Raw genomic sequence first — 23,660 nt, 5'->3', positions numbered from 1 at the left:
AGCACCGGATGTGACGTCTTGTCAGCTTCTGTCGGCAGCGACCCTGGACGCAGAACAGGCATGGATGCTGGTGATCATGTGGGTGTCGAGTCCGTATGACCACCGAGCGAGTCCATGCCTGCGCACCCATCCTCCCGCATGCCGTCATGTCTCCAGCAACTGGGGGACGCCTCCGGGCCTGCCCCGCTGAGAACGGTCGCTGACCTGCGGAATTATCTAGCCACGGTGCCTGACCCACGGGCCCGTCGAGGTATCCGTCACCCATGGACGGCCCTGCTCACCGCTGCGGCCGCCGCCGTTCTGGCCGGCGCTGCCTCGATCACAGCGATCGGCGAGTGGGTCGCCGACGCCCCGCAGCGCGTCCTGGCCCTGCTCGGGTTCCGGCCCGATCCGCTGACCGGCCTGATCCGCCCGCCCCATGCCACGACCATCCGCCTCGTCCTGGCCGCCGCGGACGGTGACGCACTGGACCGCGCCATCGGACACTTCCTCCAGGAACGCAAGGCCCCAGCCTCGGGACGGAAGATCATCGCCGTCGACGGCAAGACTCTCCGCGGTTCCCGCACCGCGAAACAGCCGGCCGTCGCCCTGATCGCAGCGATGACGCACAGCGGCCAGGTCCTCGCCCAACGACAGATCGACGGGAAGAGCAACGAGATCCCGGCCTTCGCTCCACTCCTGGACAGCATCGATCTGACCGGCGCCGTCATCACCGCCGACGCCCTGCACACCCAGCACGACCACGCCACCTACCTGCACAAACGCGGAGCCCACTACCTCGCCGTGGTGAAAAGGAACCACCCCGCTCTCCACGAGAGCGTCCGGCGCCTGCCCTGGCGCGACGTCCGCCTGGACCACTACGAACGCGGACGGGCCCACCACCGCGACGAGATCCGCCGTCTGAAGACCGCCACGTTCGCCCACCTCGACTACCCCCATGCCCGCCAGGCCCTCCAAGTCGTGCGCTGGAGACGCGATCTGAGCACGGCCAAGCTGACGATCGAACGGATCTACCTGGTCACGAGCCTGCCACCCGGCGCGGCCACGGGCAGCGAACTCGCCACCTGGATCCGTGGCCACTGGCGCATCGAGAACCAGCTCCACCACGTCCGCGACCGCACCTTCCACGAGGACGCCTCGAAGACCCGCACCCGCCGCCTGCCCCGCGTCATGGCCGGCCTGCGCAACCTCGCCATCGGTATCCACCGCCAGGACGGACACACCAACATCGCAGCCGCCCTCCGCCGCACCGCCCGTGACCACCTACGGCCCCTCACTGCCCTCGGGCTGGCATGACGAACCCGGACACAAGATCACTTCTCAAAGACCCTGCTCCTATAAGCAGGATGCCGCCGCGACCTGGAAGAAAACCTACGGACACCACCCGCTGATGGGCTTCGTCGACCACGGCCGCGGCGGCACTGGAGAGCCGGTGGCCGCGCTGCTGCGGCCCGGGAACGCAGGCAGCAACACCGCCGCCGACCACGTCACCGCCGCCCAACTCGCCTTGGCCCAGCTCCCCAAGCGTCACCGGCGCGGTCGGTCCACACTGATCCGCACCGACTCCGGCGGCGGCACGCAGGAGTTTGTCGCCTGGCTCGCCAAGCGCGGCCGGTGGCTGTCGTGCTCGGTCGGGATGACCATCACCGACGCCATTCACCAGGCTGTGCTGAAGGCCCCGGCCTCCGCCTGGACGCCCGCCATCGAACCGGGCGGCGAGATTCGCGACGGCGCCTGGGTCGCCGAGCTCGACGGTGACGTACTGGAGGGCTGGCCCAAGGGGATGCGCCTGATCGTACGCAAAGAACGGCCCCACCCTGGCGCCCAGTTGCGCTTCACCGACGCCGACGGCCTACGGCTCACCTGCTTCGCCACCAACACCACCGGCGTCCCGATCGCCTCACTCGAACTGCGGCACCGCCAGCGAGCACGGGCCGAGGACCGTATTCGGGCCGCCCGTGCCACCGGCCTGCGCAACCTGCCCTTGCATGACGCCGCGCAGAACCAGATCTGGCTGGAGATCGTCCAGATCGCCCTGGACCTGCTCGCCTGGCTACCGATGCTCGCCCTCGTCGGCCAGGCCAGGCGGTGGGAGCCGAAGAAGCTCCGCCTGCGGCTGTTCTCCGCCGCCGCCCAGCTCGTCACCACCGCCCGTCGCCGGCACCTGAGGTTCACCTGCCACTGGCCCTGGACCGACGTGATCACCAGCGCGATCCAACAGCTCGCAGCCCTTCCGAACCCCGGCTGACCAGCAGCGTCCACCGTCCCGACGAGCCTGATCAATCACCGGAACCGTGGAACCCGGCGCCTACCTGGTGCGACAGCCGGGCCATCAGCACACCCACACTCGGCCCGAACAACCGAAACGGCCCGCCCAGCACACCGAGGGACCGTCACGAAATTTCGAGGCTAGACTTGCCGTAGCCGCTGGTTTTGGGCCGGGCTCCTGTAGTTCAGGAGGTCCCGGCAATGTCATGCCCACTGATTGCAAACGCCGATGTGATCAGATTGACCAGGCTCGACCAGTGCGGTAACCCCGTCTGCGGCGAGGACAACGGCTTCGTCTTCGAATGTTTCAGCTCATTGAGCATGAATGTGAATTCGGATGACGGAGACGACATTCAGTACAAAGCGGCAAATGGGAAAGTCTGTGGCTTCAAGCGGGGCTGCCCGACGTTCAACGGGTTGGACCTGGAGCTCAACGTCTTCAGCGTCTCCCCGGAGATGATCGAGATCCTCACCGGCAACCCTGTATACCTCGGCTACGACGGCACTCCGATCGGCTTCGACACCTGCTCCATCGAGTGCAACACGGGGTTCGCCGTAGAGCTGTGGGCGGAAGTCCTCGGCGAGGAGTGCGCGGACGGCGCCCAGGGCCAGTGGCTGTACTGGTTGATGCCGTGGGTGACCAACGGGATCATCGGCGACCTGGAGATCGGGTCAGAGGCGGTCACGCTCCAGATCACCGGCTCCACCCGCGCCGGCGGCTCGTGGGGTGTCGGCCCGTACGACGTGCAGCCGCTCGACGCGGCCGGCACGCCGGGGCCGATGCTCACGCCGCTCAGCTCGTCGTGCCACCGCCGCACGTTCCTCACGACGATCGCCCCGCCGGAGCCGTCGTGTGACTACACGCCGGTGACGTGCGACTCCATGTCTCTCGCCTCGTAATGGAGTTGCCCGACATCGTCGTTCCGGTGAGGGAAGGGTCCCACAACGAGCAGCTGCGGTATGCGCTGCGCTCGTGGGTGGCGAACCTTCCGCACCGGCGCGTCTGGGTGGTCGGCTTCCGGCCGTGGTGGGCGGTCGGTGTCGGCCACATCCCCACCGACCAGCGGCTCACCCCCGCCTACGTCAACACCACCACGGCGATGCGCGCCGCATGCGAGCACCCAGAGGTGTCCGACCCGTTCCTGTGGGCCAACGACGACTTCTTCGTCATGCGCCCGCAGGAGGCGCCGTTCCCCGTGTTCCACCGCGGGCCGGTCCGCGAGGTGTTCGCCCAGTACGGGACCCGCTCCAGCGCGTACGTGGCGGCGATGCGGGAGACGCACGCCTTTCTCGTCGGCCTCGGGCATGAGGAGCCGACGTCGTTCGAGCTGCACGTGCCGCTGCCCGTCCGTAAGGACGGCATGCTGCACGCCCTGGACGTCGGTGAGGGCCACGACGTCCACAAGCGCACCGTGTACGGGGCCGTCAACGGCGTCACCGGCATCCAGATGCGGGACGTCAAGATCGCCCGACGCGGCCCCCAGTTCGACGCCGCCTCGGCGTTCCTGTCGACCATGCCCGACTCCTTCCACAACGGTGCGGTCGGCCGGCACATCCGCGGCGCGTTCCCAGACCCGTGCCCGTACGAGGGGCGGAGGACACGCTGATGTCAGGAGGCGGATTCCTCATCGGGGGCGTCCAGCCATGCCCACGTCCTGCGGGCGACGATCTTCGTGATCGTCCTACGGCTCACCGGGTATCGCTCGGAGATCGCATGGTGCGGCATGCCCGACGAGGAGAGTGTGCGTATCTCGCGCACCGCTTCGCGATTCAGTTTCGCGTTCCCGTGCGCTTCGCCACGTACGTAAGGGAGGACGGTCCGACCGGCCTCGTTCCGGTCCCGGTTGTTGTCGGCGTCGTTGCCCAGCCGCAGGTGCCTGACGTTGATGCAGCCGAAGTCGCCCGACCCGCCGCTGCACTTGTGGAGGACCAGCCGGTCACCAGGGTCGCCGTAGCGCTCGATCCATGCTTGGCGGGCTGCCGTGTGGCGGACGCCGTCGACCCTCACCACGCAGCGCTCCCCGCTGTATCAGGGCGGAATGACGCACTCGTCGGTGTCCATCCAGGCGGCTCGCCGGACGAAAGCCCTGTGGGCGTCACGCACGTTGGTCAACGGCGATCCATGCTTCCGAAAGCGCTGGTAGTGCTTGCCGCACATGTTGTTGCTCTTATGGGCGCCTGCGCATCGAACACTGTCCTCGATGACCTGACAGGTGCGTTCCTGGCGGCGCTTGTATTCACACGGCATGCAGCGCTCGGACCGCTTATCCGACAGCTCGCCGCAGTCCACGCACGGCGTCTCGCTGGGCACACAACCTCCTTGGGGAACACGTGGCGCTTGGGAACATGATATGTGATCCGTGGCCGTTCGAACCCGGCTGCTGCAAGCTGCCGGACGGTGTCGACCAGGACGTCATCGACCGCAAGCGCGCCGCCGCGACGTTCATCCTGTGGGCGTTGTCCGGCCGCAGGCTGGGGCCGTCGTGCCCGTACACGGTGCGGCCGTGCCGTAAGCGGTGCATGGACGCCTACCCGCTGACCGTGCGCTGGCAGACGGCCGGCCCGTGGATTCCCTACCTGGGCCGGGACGGGGCCTGGCGGAACGCGAGCGTGTGCGGCTGCCAGTCCGACTGCTCGTGCGGTGAGCTGTGCGAGGTCCGCCTCGAGGGCCCGGTGCACGACGTCCTGGCCGTCGAGGTCGACGGCGAGACCCTCCCGGCGGACGCCTACCGTGTCGACGCCTCCGGGCTCCTGGTGCGCACGGACGGCGGGTGCTGGCCCGACTGCCAGGACATGGCCGCCGCGTGCGGCGCCCCAGACACCTTCTGCGTCACGTACCGGATCGGGCTGCCGCTCGACGAGGCCGCGATCGACGCGTTCAGTGCGCTGGTCTGCCACCTCGTGAAGGACTGCGCCGACGGCTGCGGCTGCAAGGTGTCGACGAACCGGAACCTGTCCCGGCTGTCGCGGCAGGGCGTCGAGCTGGAGTTCGCCGACCCGACGCTCATCTACTCGGAGATGCGGACCGGCCTCCCCGCGGTCGACATGTGGCTGAACGCCGTCAACCCCTACCGGCAGACGTCGCCGAGCAGGGTCTACAGCCCGGACCTCAAGCGCCCACGCATCCAGACCTGGCCGTAGAAGGGACCGCTGTGCCGCTCCTGCCCCTCGCCATTCACGAGGCCGCCTCAGACCTCCTCAACTGCGTGTGCGCCACCCTCGACGACATGGCCACACAAGTCGAGGACTACCCTGGCTGCCCGACGTGCCGCCGCTGCCTTGTGCCGGGCCTGCCCGCCTGGGACGAGTGCTCCGACCCGTGCACCGGCGACGTCGGCGGCCAGCTCACCGTGAACCTGAGCCGCATGTACGGGTCGACGAACTTCCCCGCCGAGGACACCAGTCCGCAGAACATACGCGGCTGCATCCCGCCCCTGTCGACGGCTGTCGAGCTGGTGGTGACGGTGCTGCGGTGTGCGCCGGGCCCGACCGAAGAGGGCTGCCCGCCGTCGTGCGATGACCTCGAAGCGGCGGCCCGCATCACCCACATCGACGCGGTCGCCGTGTTCAACGCCATCACGTGCTGTCTGGCCGCGACCGGAGGACGGCGGCGGCGCGGCCGGCCGTACATCCTCGGCCGCCAGCAGACTCTCGGCCCGCAAGGCGGCTGCGTCGGCGTCGAGCAGCGCGTCACGATCTCGCTGCCGGGCTGCAAATGCCCGGAGGTCGACTGTGAGTGTTGAGGTGCGGATCGAGCCCGGCCGGATCGCCCGGCTCCTGCGGGCCCGGGGCGGCATCGCCTACCGGCGGATGAGTGCGCGCACCGAGCGCGTCGCCCGGATCGCGGAGGCGGAAGCGCCCGGGTCCATGGGCCGGTACATCTCGTGGAAGGTGCAGGAGGGGCCCCGCGGCCTGGAGGGCGTCATCGTGTGCGACCACCCGGCCGTCCGCTGCGTCCTCGACGGCACGAGGCCTCACCTGATCCGCCCGAGGAGGCCCAAGGGCGTGCTCCGATTCGAGGTGGATGGGCGCGTCGTCTTCACGAGACTGGTCCGACACCCCGGCAGTAGGCCCAATGACTTCATGGCCCGCGCGTTGCGCCTCGGGCGTTGATCGTACTCGCGGCATATGGAGTAGTCCTCGTCGCCATTTGTGACGGTCCTGCTTAGTGTCGGAATTGGTCTGCCCGGCAAATTGTGAGGAGCGTGTGATGGTTGACGAGGGGACCAACTACGTTTCCGGGGCCGGGCGGCTCTCGACGCGGCCTGATCTGGGTGAATGGGTGCGTGGCGATGCCTTTTTTGGTCTGGGTTTGGCGCCCGGCGCCGCCATCCGGAAACGCGAGCTTCCGACGCCTCCTCCCCCTGAAAAAAGCCCTGGGCTTCTGAGTCGCATTGCCGACGTCCTACTCCCAGCGCGGCGGGAGCAAAGTGGGCACACTCGCCCATCCGGAGAGGGCAAGGAGCCCCCGGCAGCTGATCCGATTCTGACGCTCGCCTATGAAGCTCTGAGCGCCCGACTCAACAGTCAGAGCACCACGCTTGAAAGTTTGCGTACGCGCGCGACGGGGATTCTTAGCGTCGCGGCTCTTGTGACTTCCTTCGCGGCTGGTATTGGCATGATTAATACCGATCCGGAAAAGGGGGATTTGCTGCCAACCTGGGCGCCGTGGGCGCTTCTTGGAATTCTCACGGTTATGGGATACTGCGTCATGCGCGTTCTCTGGCCCTATAAGCGATGGGCATATGGGCCGTCCGGGAAGGTGATCATCGAACTCTGGGAGAAAAATCGGACCGAGAATGAAGTACGGGAAGTGGTGGCGCGTGAGATGGTGAGGGCTCGCGACCGCAATGAGGGTCAGGTGGTGAAGCGGGCTTGGTACTACCGTGGCGCGGTTGTTCTGCTCTTGGCGGAGACCCTGACGCTCGTTGCTGCCATTGCGGAGCAGGCTACGACCTAGCGCATGAGCCATGGGTCCAACGTCACCCCTGGACTACGCTTCCGGATGCGCCGCTGGTTTTGGGCCGGGCGAGGAGCGGGAGACAAGGGCAGGTCCGTGGCCACTCGCAGCTTTGCGCTGAACACTGCACCGCACGTCGCCGAGATCGGCGCGACGAAACTGGAGTTCCAACCCGAGGTGTTCGGGGACGAGTTCATGGATGCCTATGTCGAGCTGCGGGAAGCGCAGAAGGCCAAGGGCGTCGACATGGACAACCTCACCGACGCCGACGCCGAGGACGTACGTCGCACCGTCCGAGCGCTGCGCCTGTTCCTCGCCCGGCAGATGCTGGAGGACTCCGCGGCCCTCTTCCTGCGCCTGAACGTCGTCAAGGACGGCGAGACGCTGAAGACGTTCGCCGACTTCGACCAGGCCGAGAAGTACGCCGGCCAGCACAAGGGCTCCCGCGTCGTCGACGCGCTGCGCCTGCCCACCCGAGTCATCGTGGAGCTCCTGGAATGGGTGGTCGAGCTGTACGGCGGTGGTAACCGCCCTACTACGTCGTCTGCCGCATCCTCGACTCCGTCGCGGCAGGCTGGGAGGCGTGGGACGGGAGTCTCGCCCTCGAAGGCGTCGACCCGCACGTCTGGCCGCTGAGGCGGCTCCTGAACGCGGCCGAGGTCGCCATGGACGCAGCGGCGGAGGACGACACGGCGCGCGCCCGCAACCGGGCTCAGCTGTACGCCCCGCCGAAGGGGACGCGCAGGCAGTCGGCGGGAGGGGCGCGGCCTCCCACTGCGGCACGCATGGATGCGAGCCAGGCACGGGCGTTGATGTCGCAGGCGGCGGCCGACGACGCGCGAGCTCAAGGCCGCAGGTAGACGGATAATCTGGAGATCACGGCAGGCCTTCACGCGCTGCTGTAGCCGCTGGTTCTGGGCCGGGCAACCACACGCGAAAGCGGGGTTGCCCGGTGGCTGGCGAGGACGAGGACTACGGGTCCGCGCGCATCACGATCACGCTGGACGACCGCGGGATCGTCGCGGACGCCCGCGACCTCGGCATACGCATCCAGCGGGCCCTGGACCGTGCGACGCGCAACGCCGGCGACCAGATCCGCCGCAACATCCAGCGCGGCCTGGACGCGGCCGCCGTTACCGTCCGCGTCGACCCGGACCTGCGGCGCTTCGACGCGCAACTCCTGAGCGGGCTCCGCTCCCTCCACTCGATCGACATTCCGGTCGCCCCGGACCTGACGGGGTTCGTCGAGCGTCTGCGAGCCGCGCTCGCCGGCGAAGAGATACAGGTCCGCGTCATCCCAGACCTGTCGGACTTCGACGCGCGGATCCGGGCGCACCGCCCGCCGGACGTCACGGTCAACGCGAACGTGGACGTCGACAACGACCGGTTCACGCGGGCCCTGGGCGGCCTGGGCAGGGTGGCTGGCCGTCTCGGTTCGACGCTCACGTCCGCGCTCCGCTTCGGGGCGCTGGGGATCGCGGCGGCGGGCGCCGCGCAGGGCGTCGTCGCGCTGACGGCGGCGCTCGCCCCGGCCGCCGGGATCGTCGCGGCGTTCCCCGCCGCGATCATCGGCGCGAAGATCGCGCTCGGCACGCTCAAGCTCGCTGTCCTCGGTGTGTCCGACGCGCTGTCGGCGGCCCTGTCGGGGGACGCCGAGGCGTTCCAGAAGGCGCTGGACAAGCTGGCCCCGGCGGCGCAGAAGGCGGTCGCCGCTGTCCGGGATTTGGCGCCGCGGCTGAAGGCCGTCCAGCAGTCCATTCAGCAGGCGTTCTTCGCCCAGTTCGCGGACGACGTCGGCGCGGCGATCAAGAACCTGCTGCCGCTGCGGACGCAGCTCACCGGCCTGGCGGCGGTGTTCGGGAAGGCCGCCGACGAGGGCCTGAAGTTCGCGGCGTCGCAGCAGGCTGTCGGGCCGCTGCGCGCGATCATTCAGGGCACCACGCAGGCCGCGTCGGGGCTCCAGGCGATCGTCGCGCCTCTGGCGAAGGGTTTCCTCGACGTCGGCGCGGCGGTGTCGCAGGCCTTCGGTACGCAGGTCGGCGCCGGCATCGCCCAAGTCGGCGCGCAGATCGGGACGTTCTTGTCCGAGTTCGCCGCGTCGGGCCGGGCGGTCGACTCGGTTCGGAATGCCGTCGGCGTGTTCCAGCAGCTCGGTGCGATCGCGTCGAACGTCGGCGACATCCTGTCGGCTGTCTTCTCCGCCGCGAACGGTGCGGGCGGCGGGCTGCTGAACAACATTCAGACGATCACGGGCGCGTTCCGTGACTTCGTCAACTCGGCCGCCGGTCAGGACGCGATCGGGAACATCTTCCGCACGGTCGCGACGATCGCCGCTCAGCTCGGGCCGATCCTGGCCGCGCTGGTCACACAGATCGGGGCGATAGCGCCCGCGCTCGCCCCCGTCTTCGCGACGCTGGGGCCCGCGCTGACGGGTGTGATCAGTTCGCTCGGGCCCGCCCTGGCGGCCATCGCGCCCAGCCTTCAGACCGTCGCGTCGGCGCTCGCCGGCGCCTTCTCCGCGATCGGCCCGAGCCTGGGGCCGGTCGGCGCGGCGATCGGGTCTGTCCTGTCGGCCCTGGCGCCGCTGCTGCCGCTCGTCGGTCAGCTCGTCGCGGTCCTGGCGCAGGCCCTCGCCCCCGTCCTCCAGAGCCTTGCGACGCTGTTCACGCCGATCATCTCGGCGCTCGTCGGCGCGCTGATGCCCGTCCTGCCGCCGCTGACGCAGGCGTTCGTCACGCTCGTGTCGGCGCTAACGCCCCTCGCGGCAGGTATCGGGCAGGCCATCGCACGCGTGTTCCAGGCGCTCGCGCCTGTCCTGGCGCAGGTCGCCGGCGTCGTCGCGCAGGTCGCGGTCGCCATGGTGCCGCTGGTGTCCGCGTTCACTGACGCGCTGCTGCCCGTCCTGCCGCCGCTCACGGATGCGTTCTCGGCGATCGTGCAGGCGATCCTGCCGATCCTCCCGCCCATCGCGGGCCTCGCCACCGCCCTGGCGTCACTGCTCGTGATGGTGACGAACCTTCAAGCGCCGGTCCTCCAGCTCGAGGCCGGGTTCGCGTCGTGGATGACGGTCAACGTGATCGTCCCGGTGATCGAGGAGGTCGTCAGCGTCCTGGCGGGCCTGATCACCGGGCTCACCGCGGTCGTCACGTTCATCACGAACCTGCCGTCGCTGATCGTGTCCGGGATCAGCGCGCTCGGCTCGATGGTGTCGATGTTCTTCACGACGCTCGTCACCACCGTGGCGACCGGCCTGACGACCGGTTTCCAGGCCGTCGTCGGGTTCTTCACCTCGCTGCCCGGCCTGATCATGTCGGGGCTCGCGGCGCTGCCCGGGCTGCTCCTCACGTTCTTCATCCAGGCCGTCGCTGGCGTCGCTATCGCGCTGCTCACGGCGATCGCGGGGATCGTGTTCCTGTTCACGGAGCTGCCGGGCCGCATCCTGGCCGCGCTGTCGTCGCTCGGCTCGTCAATCCTCTCCGCGTTCGCGTCCGGTTTCGCGTCCGCGCGCGCCGCGATCTCGTCGTTCATCTCCTCGGCGGCGTCGTTCTTCTCGCAGCTGCCGGGCAGGGTTGCGAGCGCCCTCGCAGCGCTGCCCGGGCAGCTGTCGGCGATGTTCCGGTCGGCCGGCACCAGCGCACTCAATACGGCCCGCTCCTTCGGCTCGTCCGTCGTCTCGTTCTTCACCGGTCTGCCCGGCCGGATCGCGTCGGCGCTGTCCGGGCTCGGCTCCCGCATCTCGGGCGCGTTCAGCTCGGCGGCCGGAAGCGCTCGAAGCGCCGTGTCGTCGCTGATCTCCGGGATCGTCAGCCTGTTCACGAGCCTGCCGGGCAGGATCGTCGGCGCGCTCGGCAACATCGGCTCCCGCATCCTGTCCAGCATCAAGTCCGGTCTGCCGAGCGCGGTCCGCAAGTATTTGCCGTTCGCGGACGGCGGCATCGTGCTCGGGCCGACGCACGCCTTGGTGGGTGAGGCCGGCCCGGAGGTGATCATCCCGCTGACGAAGCCGCAGCGGGCGCGCAAGCTCGCCGTCCAGTCGGGCCTGACGGAGATCCTCGGCGGTGACGGGACGACGGCATCCGGCGGCGACGGCACGGTCACCATCGCCCCCGTTTTCAACATCCACGAGGTGGGCGACGGCGAGACCACCGCGGGCCGCGTCATGCACCGCATGGCGCTGACGTACAGCATGTGACTGCACGGGGCGGCCGTAAGCTGAGGGCCGCTGCTGGTTGTGGGCCGGGCGCTTCCTCACCTGGGGGTGCACGTGCTGACCGACTACCTCTCGGTGGGCGGCATCGAGGTCATCAACACGGCCCGCCTGCGCGCCTACCTCGAGACGGTCGGCTCGCCGCTCGACTCGGGCTCGGATATCTGCGCGTGCGACAGCCTCACGAACGAGGTCTTCAGCCACAGCCCCTACACCACGCCGGACGACCCCGACTCGCCCGCGCCCTGGTACGACCCGGACGTTCCCGAGTCGGCTGACTTCGCCGGGTTCCTGCCGCTCTCGTTCGACGGGGTCGACGACTATCCGGTGAAGCGGACCGTGACGAACGCGGTGATCGGCGGCGGCGCACTCGGCCCGGCGCGCGTCCTGCCCCGCACGATCACCGTGACCGGGCTCCTCCTCGGCGCGACGTGCTGCGCGGTGGAGTACGGGCTTCACTGGCTCGCCGAGGCGTTGCAGGGCTGCACGGGTTCGGCGTGCGGCGGCGACTGCGTGTCCATGTTCAACTGCTGCCCCGGCGACCAAGACGACCCGGAGGGCTTCGCAGCGAAGCACCTCCGCACCTACCGCCGTGTCGCCCTCACGTCAGGGCCGACGGTGACGGCCCGCAACGGCGACGGGAGTTGCTCTGCCGGTCAGTGCTCGGGTGGCGCGGACATCCTCACTGTCGAGTTCATCCTGACCGCTGCGACGCCGTGGCCGTGGACCGATGAGCTGCCGCTGCTGTCCGTGGGCGTTCCGGCCGACGACAGCGACGACTGCATTGTGTGGTGCATCCACGACGCGGAGGATGCGCCCGAGGAATGTGCGAGCGGGGACTGTCGGCTCGCCGCGTGCCCGGACCCGGAGGCCGCGTGCGCCGATCCGCTGTGCTCGACGCCGCCTCCTCCGCAGCCCTCGTCGCCGTCCTCGTGCTTCTGTGATGCGCTCGCCGTGACGCGGGAGTGCTACGACCTCGACCTGTCTGGCCGGCCCGCCTGGTCGTCTGACGTTCCCGTGATCACCGTCTTCGCGGGGAGTGAGGATCTGCGTCGGCTCACGATCAGTTTCTACGAGCGGACCGAGGCCGACGAGGGCTTGGGCTGCGACGAGATCGCGCAGAAGAAGCGCTGCGACCCGCTCGCCGTGTTCGAGATCGGGTTCGTTCCTGCGGGCGGCACGCTCGTCCTCGACGGGCAGATCGGCCGGGCGACCGTCGAGTGTGGTGGCGGATGCGAGACGAGCAGGAGCGTGTGGGGGCGCGACGGGGCGCCGCCGACGTGGCCCGAGATCGACTGCGCCTCCATCTGCCTGTGCTTGGAGACGGATGTGATGCTGACGCCGGCCGCTGACGCGACGGTCACGGTCGCGATGACCGGCAAGGGCTACTGACCCGCCGGACAGCGGCCGTAGGCTGCGGGTAGCCGCTGGTTGTGGGCCGGGCCTCCTTCTTCCCGAGGGGCGCCATGTCGTCAGCCGGCTGTGGGGTGCACTCCGCGTACGTCGTGGACCGGAACGGTGCGATCGTCACGCCCGCAGACATCCTGACGTCGGTGGAGTGGACGCGCGTCCTGGACGACGTCTCGACGGCGCACGTCGTGATCAGCCCTGATGGCGACTGCTGCGCGGCGCTCGGCAAGGTGCGCACCTGGCGGCACAAGCTGGTCATCGCGCGCGACGGTGTGACCGTGTGGGAGGGGCCGATCATCCAAGCCGAGTGGTCCTTCGACAAGGTCGAACTGTGGGCCTCGGACGTGCTGGTCTGGCTGGATCGGCGGGTGCCCCATCAGTCGATCGAGTTCGACCGCACGGATCTGACGAGCATCGCCGAGTGGCTGATCGAGGACGGCTTCGCGCCCGACGATCCCGGGCACTCGGTGACCGTGCTCGGCGCTGCGGGTGTTGAGGGCGGCCGCGCGTACACCGTCGACATTGGGCAGACCGGCGACCATCTGCGTGACCTAGCGGACACGGGCCTCGACTACACGGCTGTCGGGTCGAACATCGTGCTCATGCCCGAGGACTGGAGCGCGAGCGTCGGCACGCTGACCGACGCGGACTTCCCCGCGGGCCTGGTCGTCGCTGAGGACGGCTCGCAGCTCGCGACGCGGGTCATCATCCACGGCGACGAGAACAGTGCGGTGAAGGGTGTCTCCGGGGGCGAGGACGCTTATTACGGGCTGCTGGAGCGGAGCATCGAGGAGACGTCGGTGAAGACGAACGACTCGGCTGCGGCGGCGGCCCGTTCGCGGCGTGCGGCGAGCTATCCGGTGCCGGTGTTCCTGTCGTCGGACGAGGTGACCCTGTCTCCGGAAGCGGCCGTCGATGTCGCCAGACTCGTCCCCGGCTGGTGTGTGGACGTGGCCACCGCGGCGACGTGCCGGTCCCTGACGCAGCGCTTGAAGATCGCCGGGCTCAAGGTGAGCGAAGACGGAGATGGGGAGAGCGTTCAGGTCACCCTCGCCCCGGCCAGCAGCGACGTGGAGGACTGACACAGTGGCGGCCAGGGGATCAGCGGCCCGGCGCCTGCCGGGTAACGCCATGGGGGGTGTCCTGCGTGACCTGGGGAGGTCGGCGCGCACCCAGTCGAGGACCCCAGGCCGTAAGGGCGAGCAGGGGCCGCCCGGCACGGCGGGGGAGACCGGGCAGCGCGGCGAGCAGGGCCCGCCGGGAGAGACCGGGCAGCGGGGCGAGCAGGGGCCGCCCGGCCCGCCGGGGGAGGCAGGGCAACCCGGTGTGCAGGGCCCGCCCGGGGAAGCGGGGCAGCGCGGCCCGCAGGGGCCGCCCGGGCCAGCACCGGTCGCCGCAGTCGTGGCGACCGGCGCGGACGGTCGCGCGGCCTGGGTGTTCCCGAAGCCGTTCGCTGCGCCGCCGGTGATCGGTGCGCTCGTCGTCGACTCGAACCCCAACGACGACCGGACCGTGACGGTGACCCTCGAGCAGGTCAGCGCCCAGGGCGCGACGGTCCGCGTGTGGCGGACACAGCCGCTCCTCGGCCTGGGCCTGCTTCCGCTGCTGCCCGCCGGGGCGGGCGTACAGGTCCACGTCACTGCGAGCGGCCAGCCGGCCGGCGTCTGACCGGCGCGTACCCTGTCGGTGCCGCTGGTTTTGGGCCGGGCTACTGAGACTCCCGAAGGGGGCTGACGTGGCCCGCGCCTGTGTCTGCTCGGACTACTTCACCGTCAACGACAGCGGCGAACTCTGCCTCAAGCCGGGCACGATGGGACTGCGGCAGACCCTCTACTACTCGCCGGGCGTGTCCCTGTTCAAGAAGGCTGACTTCCCGTGGCTGGCGAGGGTTGAGGTCGAGGTGCAGGGCGGCGGCGGCGGGTCAGCGGGCGCGGACGCCGACGCCGGCGAATCGATCGCTCGCCCTGGCGGCTCGGGCGGCGGCTACTCGCGGTCGCTGGTCCAGGCATCAGCGCTGCCGGCTTCGGTCACCATCGTGGTGGGTGCGGCCGGGGCCGCGGGTGGCACGACCAGTGACGGCGGTGACGGCGGCCAGTCCTCGTTCGGGTCGTTCGCGGTGGCGCCGGGCGGGTTCGGAGGCTCCTCAGGTATGGCGTCTGCCGCGACGCCTGGCACGGCTCAGGGCGCGTCGGCCCCGTCCGGCCTGACGGGGGATCTGTCGCTGGGCGGCGGTGCGGGCGGGTCAGCAATCCGCATCAACGGCGTCTTCGCGATGGCCGGTCACGGCGGGGAGTCGTTCCTCGGCACGGGCGGCCTGGGGCGTATCGCGCAAGGCGACGGGGTGGTGTCGCGCGGGTACGGGGCGGGCGCCGGTGGCGGCCTGTCCGTCGGGGGTGTCGTGAACGGGGCCGAGGGCGGCGAAGGCCGCGTGATCGTGCACCTGTACGGCTGAAACGCGGGTCATAGACTGGGCGCTGCCGCTGGTTGTGGGCCGGGCCACGAACGCTGAAGAGGTGGGCGTCTTGGCCAGGTGTCAGTGCGGCGGGGACGGCTGCAACTGTGTGGTGCAGGCGGGGGACGGCACGACCGTCACCGGCTCCGGGTCGTCGGTCAATCCGTACGTCGTGAACGCGGTTACCGACTGTGCGGGGGTGCGCGGCTGTCTCTCGGCCGGCCCTGGGATCACCTTCGACCAGGCGGCGGGCGCGTTCAGCGCCGACGTGTCGAGCGCGCCGGGAAACAACCTGGCCCTCAACGGCGACGGCCTGTTCGTGCCGACGGGCGCAGCGACGGTGCAGACGGGCTGCGGGCTGCTCGGCGACGGCTCAGGGAGTGCGCCGGTCGCGGTGAACTCGCAGTCGTGGCCGTTCGCGTGCGACGTCGAGGCCGCGGGCGGTGGCGTGTACTGCGGCACGGACGGAGTCCTCTACAGCGACCCGCCGGTGCGGCAGTCGTTCCAGCAGGCCTCGGTGAACGTCCTGCCCAGCTCGCCGATAGCGGTTCCCGCTGCGTCAACGGTCGTACGGACGCTGGACGTCACCGTGACGAACCCGGACCTGTGCCGGTCGGCGAACGCGATCGTGATGCGGCAGATCGACGTGCAGTTCGATCTCCCCGCGGGCGGCGGTGCCGCCGGGGCAGGCATCAACGGCGACGAGGTCCAGTACATGCGGAACTCGGGGAGCACGGCCATCACGAACTGGCACAACCAGAACCTCGTGCTGCACAACTTCACCGTGCCCGCCGGCGGCAGCATCACGGTCTCGCTGGATCTGACGATGGCGCGGGGCGCGGGCGGCGCCACGTGGAACAACGCCCAGCTCGTCACGCGGGCGTGGCTGTTCTCGAACCCGACGTAGAGCGGAGACCTGCTGTGGAAACGACGACGCACTTCCAGTTCCCGAACGGGGACCTGGTGACGGTGTCCGCGACCGAAGGCGCGGTCGTGGCCCGGCCGGACGGCGCGCTCAGCCTGAGCGGCGCCGAGTTCACGGCGCTTTCGGCCCAGGCGGAGGCCCGGCATGCTGCTCATGTTGCGGAGCTGACTGCGGGCGATACGGCGCGCGGGCTGAAGACGTACGGCGCGCTCGTCTCCAGCGGCCTCCCCGCGGACGTGGCGCGGGCCCTTTCCGGATACACGCCGCCGACGGGGCAGCACTGAGCCGCAGGTCGAGGACGCGGGGGGCGCGCGTCAGCTCTTAGACTGTGTCTGCTGCTGGTTCTGGGCCGGGCTTGCTCTCCGATTGGGAGTGGTCCGATGGCCTGTTGCAGCGGTGCCCGCGGGTGCACATGCAGAGTGGTCGCGGGTTCTGGTGTGACCGTCGGCGGCACCGGCAGCACCTCGAACCCGTACGTCGTCAGCGCTACCGGCGCGGCTCCCGTGACGGGGTGCGGTCTCACGGGCGATGGCTCCCCCGGCTCGCCGCTCGCCGCAGCGGTGGACACATGGCCGTACGCCTGCGATATCGGCACGAGCGGCAGCGGCGTCTACTGCGACCCGGCGACGGGTGAGCTGAAGGGCGAGCCGCCGCAGACCACGGCCAGTGGCGGGGCCCAGAGCGGCGCCACGCAACAGCTCCCCTGGCCCGGTACTGCCTGCGGAAGTTTCACGCAGGTCAGCCAGCGGCTGGCGGCGGCGACCATCGTCAATCCGTCGTCGTGTCGGCCGATGGTGGTGACGATGCAGATGAACGGGCGGCTGCGCGCCGATGTGGACGCGGCCGTGCACGGCGACCCTACGCCGCCTTCTACCGGAGTGAACGTCTTCGGCGAGTACCAGATCAACGGCGGCGGTTTCCAGGTGTACCGCAACGCGACGTGGGTCACCGACGCGACGACGGCCTCGGTGACGGCTGTCGGCGGCGACGACATTCATCCGCCGCAGAATTTCACGATCCCGCCCGGCGGAAGCGCGACCGTCGACACCCGCATCCGGGTCATCTGCACCACCGCCAACTCAACCGTCCGCCTGGTCCTCAACGAGCCGGCGATCTCTCTCTTTGGAGTCACGGCGTGACCGAAATCGTGGTGTACCGAGGGGCGTTGCGTGACAGCGACGGCTTCCCCGTTCTCGAGCAGGTCCAGTGGAGCGAGGTTCCGCAGGATCACCCCGACGCCGTGCAGCTGCCCGCAGAACTGGGCCTGGCTGCGGAGAGCCGGTGGAAGTTCATGTCGGCGTCCGATCTCCTCGTCGATCTGCCGGTGACGCCGCAGACGCGTGACAGGTTCGGCCGCGTCGTCGAGTGGGGCGGCATCCCGGCCGGCCCGATCGATGTGTATGCGCTGCCGGTGCGTGACGGCTTCACTCTCGTCACGGAGGACGCGTGGGCGGCCGGCTACGAGGCGTACCGGCAGGCCGTCGATCCGGTCGGGATGCCTCCGCTGCCCGAGGGCGGTCAGCCGGTGCTGTACCTGCCGACCGAACCGGCCGAGGGGGTGGCCCGTGGCTGAGCTGTATCTGCCGGGTGCGACGAAGCTGCTGATCGGGGACGACGCGCCGACCGACGGGGGCAAGCCGAAAGCCATCGCTCACGTCACGTGGGACCGCAACGCGACCGCGTCCAAGCCGCAGAACCTCGTTCCGTACGAGGACCTGCGGACCTACTTCGGGAAGAACCCGGACGGGCGGCGCTCGGCCCCTCACATCCTGTGGGATCCCTTCGTCGGCCGGTGCACGCAGTTCTATCCAGCGACGTCCCGCTCGAAGTCGGTCGTGGACCTGGCGGGCGGCACGCGCACGAACCGGGCCGGGAAGGTCGTCCTCCAGGTCGAAGCCCTGTTTTTCCCGTACTGCCGCGTCGGCGGGAAGGTGTACGCGAAGCTCACCGACACCCCGTGCAAGGGGTGGGCGGAGCTGAACGCGTGGGTGAGGTCCTGGGGGGTCCCGGACGTCTGGCCGATGGGCCGCCCCAACGGCTTCACGTCGGACCGCAGCGAGTCCGTGTGGGAGTCCAAGGCGGGCTGGTTCGGCCACAACCAGACCCCGGAGAACAAGCACACCGACCCGGGGTCGTGGCCGGCGTTCACGTCCGGGCCGAAGACGTACGAGCCGTATCCGGGGGCGTCGTTCTTCATGAACGGCACCCGGCCGGCGCTCGGAAAGCGCTCGCCGATCTTCACCGCGATGGGTGAGCGGCTCGTCGCCGTCGGGTGCGGCCGCTACAAGGTCGGCCCCGGGCCGGTCCTCGGCCAGGCCGACGTCGACTCCTACGAGGCGTGGCAGCGCAAACAGGGCTTCACCGGGTCGGATGCGAAGTGGCCGCCCGGCCGGACCACGTGGGACGCCCTGAAGGTCCCGAACGTCTAAGGAGAGTCGCCCATGTCTGGAAGCCTGTTCCCGTCCGTGCTGCGGACGGTCGTCCCGCTCGTCGCCGGCTGGATCATCGTCGCTCTGACCGGCCTCGGGTTCTCCGTCGGCTCCGACACGGTGCAGTCCGCGATCACGCTCGCCGTGGCGGGTGCCTACTACCTCGTGTTCCGGCTCGTCGAGCGGCTCGTGGAGAAGGCTGGCGGGCCGCCCTGGTTGAAGGGCGCGGCGGGTGCGCTGCTCGGGTACGCGCAGCCGCCGCGATACCGCTCGTCGGACGACGTCGCCGAGCTGATACGGCAGAGCCGCCCATGAGTACACCGCCCGACTCTGGCGTGGTCATCACGGCGGGGCAGATGTACCAGGAGGTTCAGCACGTGTCGCGCATGGTCTCCCGGATGGACGGCAAGCTCGACGGGATTCTGGCCGACACCCGGGAGATCAAGGGCGATGTCCTCGATCACGAGGCGCGTATCCGCGCGCTGGAGCTGGGCGGGACCGATCTGCAGAAGCGCGAGACGGCACGGATCGACGATCTCGAAACGCGGCGGTGGCCGCTGCCCGCGCTCGGCGCAGTCGCCGCCCTCGTTGGCGCGGCCGGCGGCGTCGCCGGGTTCTTCCTGCGCTGACCGCCCCGAGACTGAGCCCCGGCCCTCAAACCGCACCGAGGGGTGAGGCTCTGTCGTGCTGGCCCGTATGCCCAGCACGACGACCTGACGAGTCATTCGCGTGGCTGCCGAAGCAGAGGCCAACCGAGATGCTCCCGAGTTCGACGCAGTCCGCCGGGCGACCGCTGAAGGGCCGCTGCCCGAGCCTCACCCCGGCCGACTTCCCATACTCGTAGCGCATCCGCTCAGCGGAGGTGACCCCGTTTCGCGGAGACCGGGTCTACGGCCCCGTGGGCGAGTGCGCCGCGCCCCCCGTCCTCGGGCCTTCCCGCTCCGCCTCCAAGCCTCTAGGTCGGGGGTGGCATGACCATGTACGCGGCACACACCCATCCACCGGCCCTCCACACCCACCGGAAGCACCCTTCATCTTCGGGCGGCCCGGAGCCGGGCCCGCCGGCCCGGTCAACGTACTTGGTGACAATCTCACCGTCCCGAACAGTCGACACCCCGACCTGGCGATTAAGGTCAACTCCAATGATGTCAACTACCTCACCGACATACCCAATGGCGTAGTTTTTTGCGACATTCGGGTGCTGTTCGAATACTGCCTGGATATCCCTGAAAAAGGCAGTGTCGTGAGTCGGTCCAATCTTCGGCTTCGCCTTCATCAATGCTCCAGGACGCCGGTGCTTGCCTGACCCTGCACGAGGTGCAGAGCGCCTACTGGGCTATTACTCCACCATGATGCCCATTTGTTGGATACCGCCACCGGAGTGGAGTGGGTAAGGCCGTCGCCTCAATCACATCTACTCGGACACGGGCCCAGATGCGGCCCATGGGATGCACCACGGCGAGAGGGTAGAAGATCGGACTGTCCGGTGATACGGCAGGAGGGGAGAGGTGGATGGCACGCCGATCACTCCGCTGAAGGACTATCCCATGCCGGTGTGGGACTCCTCCGAGGAGGGCCTGTGCTCGAAGTGCTCGGCCAAGTGCAAGCGCTACGGGACCGGTTCGAACCCGCTGTGCCGCTCCTGTTTCGTGAAGGTGGCGGCCGGATGGGGCGGGGCTGCCCGGCAGAAGGGCTACAGCGCCTGAGCGCGGGCCTGCTGGTGTGCCTCATTCCGCGTTCACGCAGTATCCCCGTTCTGGCCGCTCGTAGCCAGGTGCAGTTGTAGCAGCATTACGGAGAAGTTCGGGGAGTCCGGGAATGGCTGCCGATTCCCGACTTTCTCGTAGCCCCACCGCTCATAGAGGGCTTGCACCTTGGGGTGGTCGGGGTCCACGAGGAGCACGGCCAGGGCCTCGGGGCGAGCGCCAATCAGTGCCGCGTGGAGACGTTCGCCGGTGCCGGTCTTGCGCCATTTAGGGCGGATCATCAGCTCAGAGAACGAGAACGTAGAGCTATCCGCCGGCGGTTGGCTCACGTGCTCGCGCCACCACTCGCGGCCGGGGGTGGCCGGGGCGCCGTAGGCGAAGCCGACCGGTTCGTCCTCGTCGTAGCCAATCACGCAGGAGAACCCGGGGTGTCCGCCCCAGTGGTCGACGAACCAGGGGAATCGCTGGTTGAACTCGTCTTCCATCTCGTCCGCGTAGGCGTCGGCGTGAACGTCCAGCAGGGTCTGCCGGATCTGCTGTAGGTCGTCGTGCCCGTAGTGGCGGAGTTCGATGGTCGCCGTGGTCAAGGTGTGCTCCATTCGGTCCGGTAGCGGTCCATCCACTCATGCGCGATGTGCGTAGAGGAAGCCATGGTGATCAGATCTCGCTGGAAGTCGCCGAGGGTTCGCCTGATGCGGCCGGGGATCGGGGCACCGGTCATGATCTGGAATGCGTCGCCGCTGGTGGTGCACGCCTGCTCGACGTCGCCTTGATGGAGTTGGGCGAGGGCGAGTCGTACGGTGGCGTTCGCGCGGTTGCGGCGGTACGCCTCAGGCAGGGCGGCGAGCGCTCGGTAGGAGGCGGCCTCAGCTTCCGCCGGCTGCCCGATGACGTCCCGCACGATAGCGGTGATCGAGTGCAGTTCCGCAGGCCCGTAGAACGCGATCCAGATGGGCAGTGGGGCGGCGGTGTCCGCCTTCGACATGGCTTCCTCGGCGCGGCCGAGGGAGCGCAGGGCCCCGCGCTCGTCCCCGGAGTGGGCAAGACCGATTGAGGTCCGGGCGTGGGCGAGGGAGGCGTGCAGCGGGCTGCGGCGCGCGGCGGTGGTCGTCTGGGCGGCCTGGGCTGCGGCGACGGCTTCGGCGTAGTCTCCGCGCTGCCGGGCGAGCATGGCGCGCAGGTTCCACACCTGCATGATCATTTCGGAGTCCTGGGCCATGCCTGCGAGGGTCAGGGCGCGGTCGAGGTGGCGTCCGGCGTTATCGAGCTGCCCCGCGTCGATCAGGGACCAGGCGGCGGTTGCGGTGAAGTCCGAGGCGACGGCGAAAAGGCGTTGCCTCACGCGTTGTGTGGCGGAGAGCTTCTGTAGGCCGAGGGCTTCGGAGGCTCCCGCGAGGGCTGCGCGCTCGAGGGCGGTGTGTCCGCCGCGTGCCGCGTCCAGCTCGACGAGGTTCGCGATGTGATCTCGGAGTCGGATCACGTCGGAGGTGCCGACGCGGGAGGGGTGGGAAGCTGCGTTGACGAGGGGTACGGCGACGGCGGCGGCGGTGCCGGTGGCCGCCCCGACGAAACGGCGGCGGTGCACTGTGTCCTCCGGTCGTGGTGCTGGGGGTGCTGAGATGGTCTTGCGTGTCCCCCGAGGCACGAACCCTAAGGCTGTGATGGTGCGGCTGGTGACGATCTCCAGCGCGGTGCGCTGCCGTGCCTGCGGCCATTGATTCTCGCCGGACAACCATCGGAACACGGTCCGTTCAGACGTGGCGCCGGGCTTGCCGGTGAGGTTGCCGATTGCTTCGTTCACGGCGTCTGCAAGCTCTGCGGCCGACATGCGGTGAGCCTTGATCCAGGCGGCTAAGGCTTCGTTTCGGGTCTCACCCATGCATTCCACGGTAGGAGGTTCGGCGCGCGACCGACAGTAAAGAGCGCGTCAATTCGTCAGTCTCGGCGCGAGAGGCCCGGCCAACTTCGTCATGCACAACCTGTGATGACGGTGGGTTAGCTGTTGTGTACGGCCCCGCCCCGCTTCCTCTTCGCCTCACGGGGGACGAGCGGGCACCGAGACGACCAGAAGGCTCCACCGATGACCGAATCAGGAACCTCACAGGAAACGCCGGCCACCTCCGCCGGCCCCGCCCCGGCAGTCGCCGCCGTTCTCTACGTGTGCGCCGAGCGAAGCCTCATGACACCCAGCCTGGCGGCGGAACGAGCTGAAGCAGAAGGCAAGTCCCTTGCGGAAGCGCACGGGCTGACGATCACTGAAGTGATCACCGACCCGTACGGCGAACCCGACCCCTGCAAGCGTGAGGGATGGGCGCGGGTACGGGAACTGGTGGAGTCCGGCTCGGCCGACGTGGTGATCGTCCGGTGGCCCTCGTCTGTCGCTCCGGACCACTCGCCCGACCTGCGGCACCGCGAGATCGGCTGGCTTCAGGAGCGGGGCGTACGTCTGCGGTACTCATGGGCGCCGTTGGCTTCGACTGGAGGCGAGGCCAAGTGAGCGCGCTCCTCCATCGCGAGCACCCCTGGATCGGCCGCGAGGTCGAGGACACGGCGACCGGCCGCCGCGGGGTCCTGCGGGCCATCGCTCCGGACTTAAACGGGACACGCGCGCTGGCGTGGCTCCGGCCGGCGACGGGGGGAATGGAATGGACCACGAACCCGAGCGCGCTCGACAACCCGGCACCGGTCACCGCGGACAGCCACCCCAGGGAGGCACGGTGAACGGCGCACGTCGAGTGGAGATTGACGCCGCCACGATCCGGCAGTCGTACGGCGCCGTCCTCGGCACGGCGGGCCTGCCGAAAGGTGAAGTTCTCAACGCGGCTGCCGGTCTCCTCGGGGGGCACGTCCGGCTTCTCGTCTCCGAGTTGACGGGCCTCGCGGCGCGCATGCGCGGCGAGTACCGGCGCACCGCGGTCTACGTCATCGTGCGAGCGCAGCACGTTCTTGCGGAGAGGGCGGGCTCGTCGCTGGCCGAGCAGCAGTGCGACGTCTTCGACCTGGCGCTCCTCGCCCGGAGTCTCCTCGCACTGTGGGAGCGGCCCGGGCCGCTCGGCTCTGCGGTCGACGACGGCGAGATCGAGCGGGCCGTACAGCGCCGGATCTGCGGCGCATGCTCGCAGCCGATCTCCAGGGGCGAAGGCGCCGAGGCGGCGGTGTTCGCCTCCGAGGCGAGCGGCGGCCTACACGGATACCTCCACACAGACAGCTGTGCTGCCGTCGCCGAGGAGCGGCGGGCGCGGCTGCGCGCCGTGCCCTGACCGGCGCCCACAGATCCCCCCGAGGACAGGCACGGGTAGTCCT

Annotated in this window: 27 protein-coding genes and 1 pseudogene; 24 read left to right on the top strand and 4 right to left on the bottom strand. The window is 69.4% G+C overall.

Annotated elements, in window-relative coordinates; all coding sequences use genetic code 11:
• The first annotated feature begins 114 nt into the window (after positions 1 to 114).
• The 4 genes and pseudogenes from ABT300_RS08945 to ABT300_RS08930 all read left to right on the top strand — a co-directional run bounded on the left by ABT300_RS08945 (position 115) and on the right by ABT300_RS08930 (position 3,875).
• Positions 115 to 1,296, top strand: coding sequence for an ISAs1 family transposase (locus ABT300_RS08945; protein ID WP_502977899.1), 1,182 nt, complete (start codon positions 115 to 117; stop codon positions 1,294 to 1,296).
• 37 nt (positions 1,297 to 1,333) lie between these two features.
• A pseudogene (locus ABT300_RS08940) lies at positions 1,334 to 2,248 on the top strand (IS1380 family transposase); the annotation flags it as partial.
• A 437-nt stretch (positions 2,249 to 2,685) separates the two neighbouring features.
• Positions 2,686 to 3,168 (top strand): hypothetical protein, encoded by a 483-nt coding sequence (locus tag ABT300_RS08935; RefSeq protein WP_351673559.1) that lies wholly within the window; start codon positions 2,686 to 2,688, stop codon positions 3,166 to 3,168.
• Between the two features lie 26 nt (positions 3,169 to 3,194).
• Positions 3,195 to 3,875: a hypothetical protein gene (locus ABT300_RS08930; RefSeq protein WP_351673557.1), complete on the top strand. Its 681-nt coding sequence runs from the start codon at positions 3,195 to 3,197 to the stop codon at positions 3,873 to 3,875.
• A 2-nt stretch (positions 3,876 to 3,877) separates the two neighbouring features.
• On the opposite strand, the gene ABT300_RS08925 is transcribed toward ABT300_RS08930, so the two are convergent.
• Complete coding sequence (locus ABT300_RS08925) at positions 3,878 to 4,279, bottom strand: hypothetical protein (protein WP_351673555.1); 402 nt, start codon at positions 4,277 to 4,279, stop codon at positions 3,878 to 3,880.
• A gap of 18 nt (positions 4,280 to 4,297) precedes the next feature.
• A complete protein-coding gene (locus tag ABT300_RS08920; protein ID WP_351673553.1) occupies positions 4,298 to 4,579 on the bottom strand; it encodes a hypothetical protein in 282 nt (93 codons plus the stop codon).
• A gap of 35 nt (positions 4,580 to 4,614) precedes the next feature.
• Between ABT300_RS08920 and ABT300_RS08915 the strand changes: the two genes are divergently transcribed.
• The 18 genes from ABT300_RS08915 to ABT300_RS08830 all read left to right on the top strand — a co-directional run bounded on the left by ABT300_RS08915 (position 4,615) and on the right by ABT300_RS08830 (position 20,357).
• The gene (locus ABT300_RS08915; protein ID WP_351673551.1) at positions 4,615 to 5,409 is read left to right on the top strand and encodes a hypothetical protein; all 795 of its coding nucleotides are present in this window, start codon (positions 4,615 to 4,617) and stop codon (positions 5,407 to 5,409) included.
• Between the two features lie 11 nt (positions 5,410 to 5,420).
• Complete coding sequence (locus ABT300_RS08910; protein WP_351673549.1) at positions 5,421 to 6,011, top strand: hypothetical protein; 591 nt, start codon at positions 5,421 to 5,423, stop codon at positions 6,009 to 6,011.
• Positions 6,001 to 6,381 carry a hypothetical protein gene (locus ABT300_RS08905; RefSeq protein ID WP_351673547.1) on the top strand — a complete coding sequence of 127 codons (381 nt, stop codon included), beginning with the start codon at positions 6,001 to 6,003 and terminating at the stop codon, positions 6,379 to 6,381. Before ABT300_RS08910 ends, ABT300_RS08905 begins: the two co-directional genes overlap by 11 nt.
• A 97-nt stretch (positions 6,382 to 6,478) precedes the next feature.
• On the top strand, positions 6,479 to 7,228 hold the full coding sequence (locus ABT300_RS08900; protein WP_351673545.1) for a hypothetical protein: 750 nt from the start codon (positions 6,479 to 6,481) through the stop codon (positions 7,226 to 7,228).
• A gap of 96 nt (positions 7,229 to 7,324) precedes the next feature.
• Positions 7,325 to 7,864, top strand: a complete 540-nt coding sequence (locus tag ABT300_RS08895) for a hypothetical protein (RefSeq protein WP_351673543.1) — start codon at positions 7,325 to 7,327, stop codon at positions 7,862 to 7,864.
• Positions 7,865 to 8,180: 316 nt separating this feature from the next.
• Positions 8,181 to 11,420 carry a phage tail protein gene (locus tag ABT300_RS08890; RefSeq protein ID WP_351673542.1) on the top strand — a complete coding sequence of 1,080 codons (3,240 nt, stop codon included), beginning with the start codon at positions 8,181 to 8,183 and terminating at the stop codon, positions 11,418 to 11,420.
• 72 nt (positions 11,421 to 11,492) lie between these two features.
• Entirely contained in the window at positions 11,493 to 12,827 is a 1,335-nt protein-coding gene (locus tag ABT300_RS08885; protein ID WP_351673540.1) for a hypothetical protein, read from the top strand.
• 74 nt (positions 12,828 to 12,901) lie between these two features.
• Positions 12,902 to 13,927: a hypothetical protein gene (locus ABT300_RS08880; protein ID WP_351673539.1), complete on the top strand. Its 1,026-nt coding sequence runs from the start codon at positions 12,902 to 12,904 to the stop codon at positions 13,925 to 13,927.
• Positions 13,928 to 13,976: 49 nt separating this feature from the next.
• On the top strand, positions 13,977 to 14,513 hold the full coding sequence (locus ABT300_RS08875) for a hypothetical protein (protein WP_351673537.1): 537 nt from the start codon (positions 13,977 to 13,979) through the stop codon (positions 14,511 to 14,513).
• 67 nt (positions 14,514 to 14,580) lie between these two features.
• A complete protein-coding gene (locus ABT300_RS08870; RefSeq protein ID WP_351673535.1) occupies positions 14,581 to 15,297 on the top strand; it encodes a glycine-rich domain-containing protein in 717 nt (238 codons plus the stop codon).
• 70 nt (positions 15,298 to 15,367) lie between these two features.
• Positions 15,368 to 16,204 (top strand): hypothetical protein, encoded by an 837-nt coding sequence (locus ABT300_RS08865; protein WP_351673533.1) that lies wholly within the window; start codon positions 15,368 to 15,370, stop codon positions 16,202 to 16,204.
• A gap of 14 nt (positions 16,205 to 16,218) precedes the next feature.
• The gene (locus ABT300_RS08860) at positions 16,219 to 16,506 is read left to right on the top strand and encodes a hypothetical protein (protein ID WP_351673531.1); all 288 of its coding nucleotides are present in this window, start codon (positions 16,219 to 16,221) and stop codon (positions 16,504 to 16,506) included.
• A 153-nt stretch (positions 16,507 to 16,659) separates the two neighbouring features.
• Complete coding sequence (locus ABT300_RS08855) at positions 16,660 to 17,361, top strand: hypothetical protein (protein ID WP_351673529.1); 702 nt, start codon at positions 16,660 to 16,662, stop codon at positions 17,359 to 17,361.
• Positions 17,358 to 17,795 (top strand): hypothetical protein, encoded by a 438-nt coding sequence (locus ABT300_RS08850; RefSeq protein ID WP_351673527.1) that lies wholly within the window; start codon positions 17,358 to 17,360, stop codon positions 17,793 to 17,795. Before ABT300_RS08855 ends, ABT300_RS08850 begins: the two co-directional genes overlap by 4 nt.
• The gene (locus ABT300_RS08845; RefSeq protein ID WP_351673525.1) at positions 17,788 to 18,651 is read left to right on the top strand and encodes a peptidoglycan-binding protein; all 864 of its coding nucleotides are present in this window, start codon (positions 17,788 to 17,790) and stop codon (positions 18,649 to 18,651) included. Before ABT300_RS08850 ends, ABT300_RS08845 begins: the two co-directional genes overlap by 8 nt.
• A gap of 12 nt (positions 18,652 to 18,663) precedes the next feature.
• Positions 18,664 to 18,966, top strand: a complete 303-nt coding sequence (locus tag ABT300_RS08840) for a hypothetical protein (protein ID WP_351673523.1) — start codon at positions 18,664 to 18,666, stop codon at positions 18,964 to 18,966.
• Positions 18,963 to 19,280, top strand: a complete 318-nt coding sequence (locus tag ABT300_RS08835) for a hypothetical protein (RefSeq protein ID WP_351673521.1) — start codon at positions 18,963 to 18,965, stop codon at positions 19,278 to 19,280. Before ABT300_RS08840 ends, ABT300_RS08835 begins: the two co-directional genes overlap by 4 nt.
• Before the next feature lie 879 nt (positions 19,281 to 20,159).
• On the top strand, positions 20,160 to 20,357 hold the full coding sequence (locus ABT300_RS08830) for a hypothetical protein (protein WP_351673519.1): 198 nt from the start codon (positions 20,160 to 20,162) through the stop codon (positions 20,355 to 20,357).
• 32 nt (positions 20,358 to 20,389) lie between these two features.
• On the opposite strand, the gene ABT300_RS08825 is transcribed toward ABT300_RS08830, so the two are convergent.
• Positions 20,390 to 20,944 carry a GNAT family N-acetyltransferase gene (locus ABT300_RS08825; RefSeq protein WP_502977898.1) on the bottom strand — a complete coding sequence of 185 codons (555 nt, stop codon included), beginning with the start codon at positions 20,942 to 20,944 and terminating at the stop codon, positions 20,390 to 20,392.
• The gene (locus tag ABT300_RS08820; protein ID WP_502977897.1) at positions 20,941 to 22,236 is read right to left on the bottom strand and encodes an NsdA family TPR-like regulatory protein; all 1,296 of its coding nucleotides are present in this window, start codon (positions 22,234 to 22,236) and stop codon (positions 20,941 to 20,943) included. The genes ABT300_RS08825 and ABT300_RS08820 overlap by 4 nt, the downstream gene beginning before the upstream one ends.
• A 300-nt stretch (positions 22,237 to 22,536) precedes the next feature.
• On the opposite strand from ABT300_RS08820, the gene ABT300_RS08815 reads away from it, so the two are divergent.
• Both ABT300_RS08815 and ABT300_RS08810 read left to right on the top strand, forming a co-directional pair.
• On the top strand, positions 22,537 to 22,854 hold the full coding sequence (locus tag ABT300_RS08815; protein WP_351673513.1) for a hypothetical protein: 318 nt from the start codon (positions 22,537 to 22,539) through the stop codon (positions 22,852 to 22,854).
• Positions 22,855 to 23,074: 220 nt separating this feature from the next.
• Positions 23,075 to 23,617 carry a DUF6415 family natural product biosynthesis protein gene (locus ABT300_RS08810; RefSeq protein WP_351673511.1) on the top strand — a complete coding sequence of 181 codons (543 nt, stop codon included), beginning with the start codon at positions 23,075 to 23,077 and terminating at the stop codon, positions 23,615 to 23,617.
• The last annotated feature ends 43 nt before the right edge of the window (positions 23,618 to 23,660 follow it).

The organism is Streptomyces sp. NPDC001027, assembly GCF_040299045.1.
Lineage (GTDB): Bacteria > Actinomycetota > Actinomycetes > Streptomycetales > Streptomycetaceae > Streptomyces.
Note: the sequence above shows the minus strand (reverse complement) of the source record. Positions and strands in the feature narration are given on the sequence as shown.

Bases quoted from the DNA above. Each gene is read 5' to 3' on its own strand.
- ABT300_RS08945 (WP_502977899.1), top strand. From the start codon at position 115: ATGCCTGCGCACCCATCCTCCCGCATGCCGTCATGTCTCCAGCAACTG.
- ABT300_RS08915 (WP_351673551.1), top strand. From the start codon at position 4,615: ATGATATGTGATCCGTGGCCGTTCGAACCCGGCTGCTGCAAGCTGCCG.
- ABT300_RS08900 (WP_351673545.1), top strand. From the start codon at position 6,479: ATGGTTGACGAGGGGACCAACTACGTTTCCGGGGCCGGGCGGCTCTCG.
- ABT300_RS08880 (WP_351673539.1), top strand. From the start codon at position 12,902: ATGTCGTCAGCCGGCTGTGGGGTGCACTCCGCGTACGTCGTGGACCGG.
- ABT300_RS08875 (WP_351673537.1), top strand. From the start codon at position 13,977: ATGGGGGGTGTCCTGCGTGACCTGGGGAGGTCGGCGCGCACCCAGTCG.
- ABT300_RS08840 (WP_351673523.1), top strand. From the start codon at position 18,664: ATGTCTGGAAGCCTGTTCCCGTCCGTGCTGCGGACGGTCGTCCCGCTC.
- ABT300_RS08835 (WP_351673521.1), top strand. From the start codon at position 18,963: ATGAGTACACCGCCCGACTCTGGCGTGGTCATCACGGCGGGGCAGATG.
- ABT300_RS08820 (WP_502977897.1), bottom strand. From the start codon at position 22,236: ATGGGTGAGACCCGAAACGAAGCCTTAGCCGCCTGGATCAAGGCTCAC.
- ABT300_RS08815 (WP_351673513.1), top strand. From the start codon at position 22,537: ATGACACCCAGCCTGGCGGCGGAACGAGCTGAAGCAGAAGGCAAGTCC.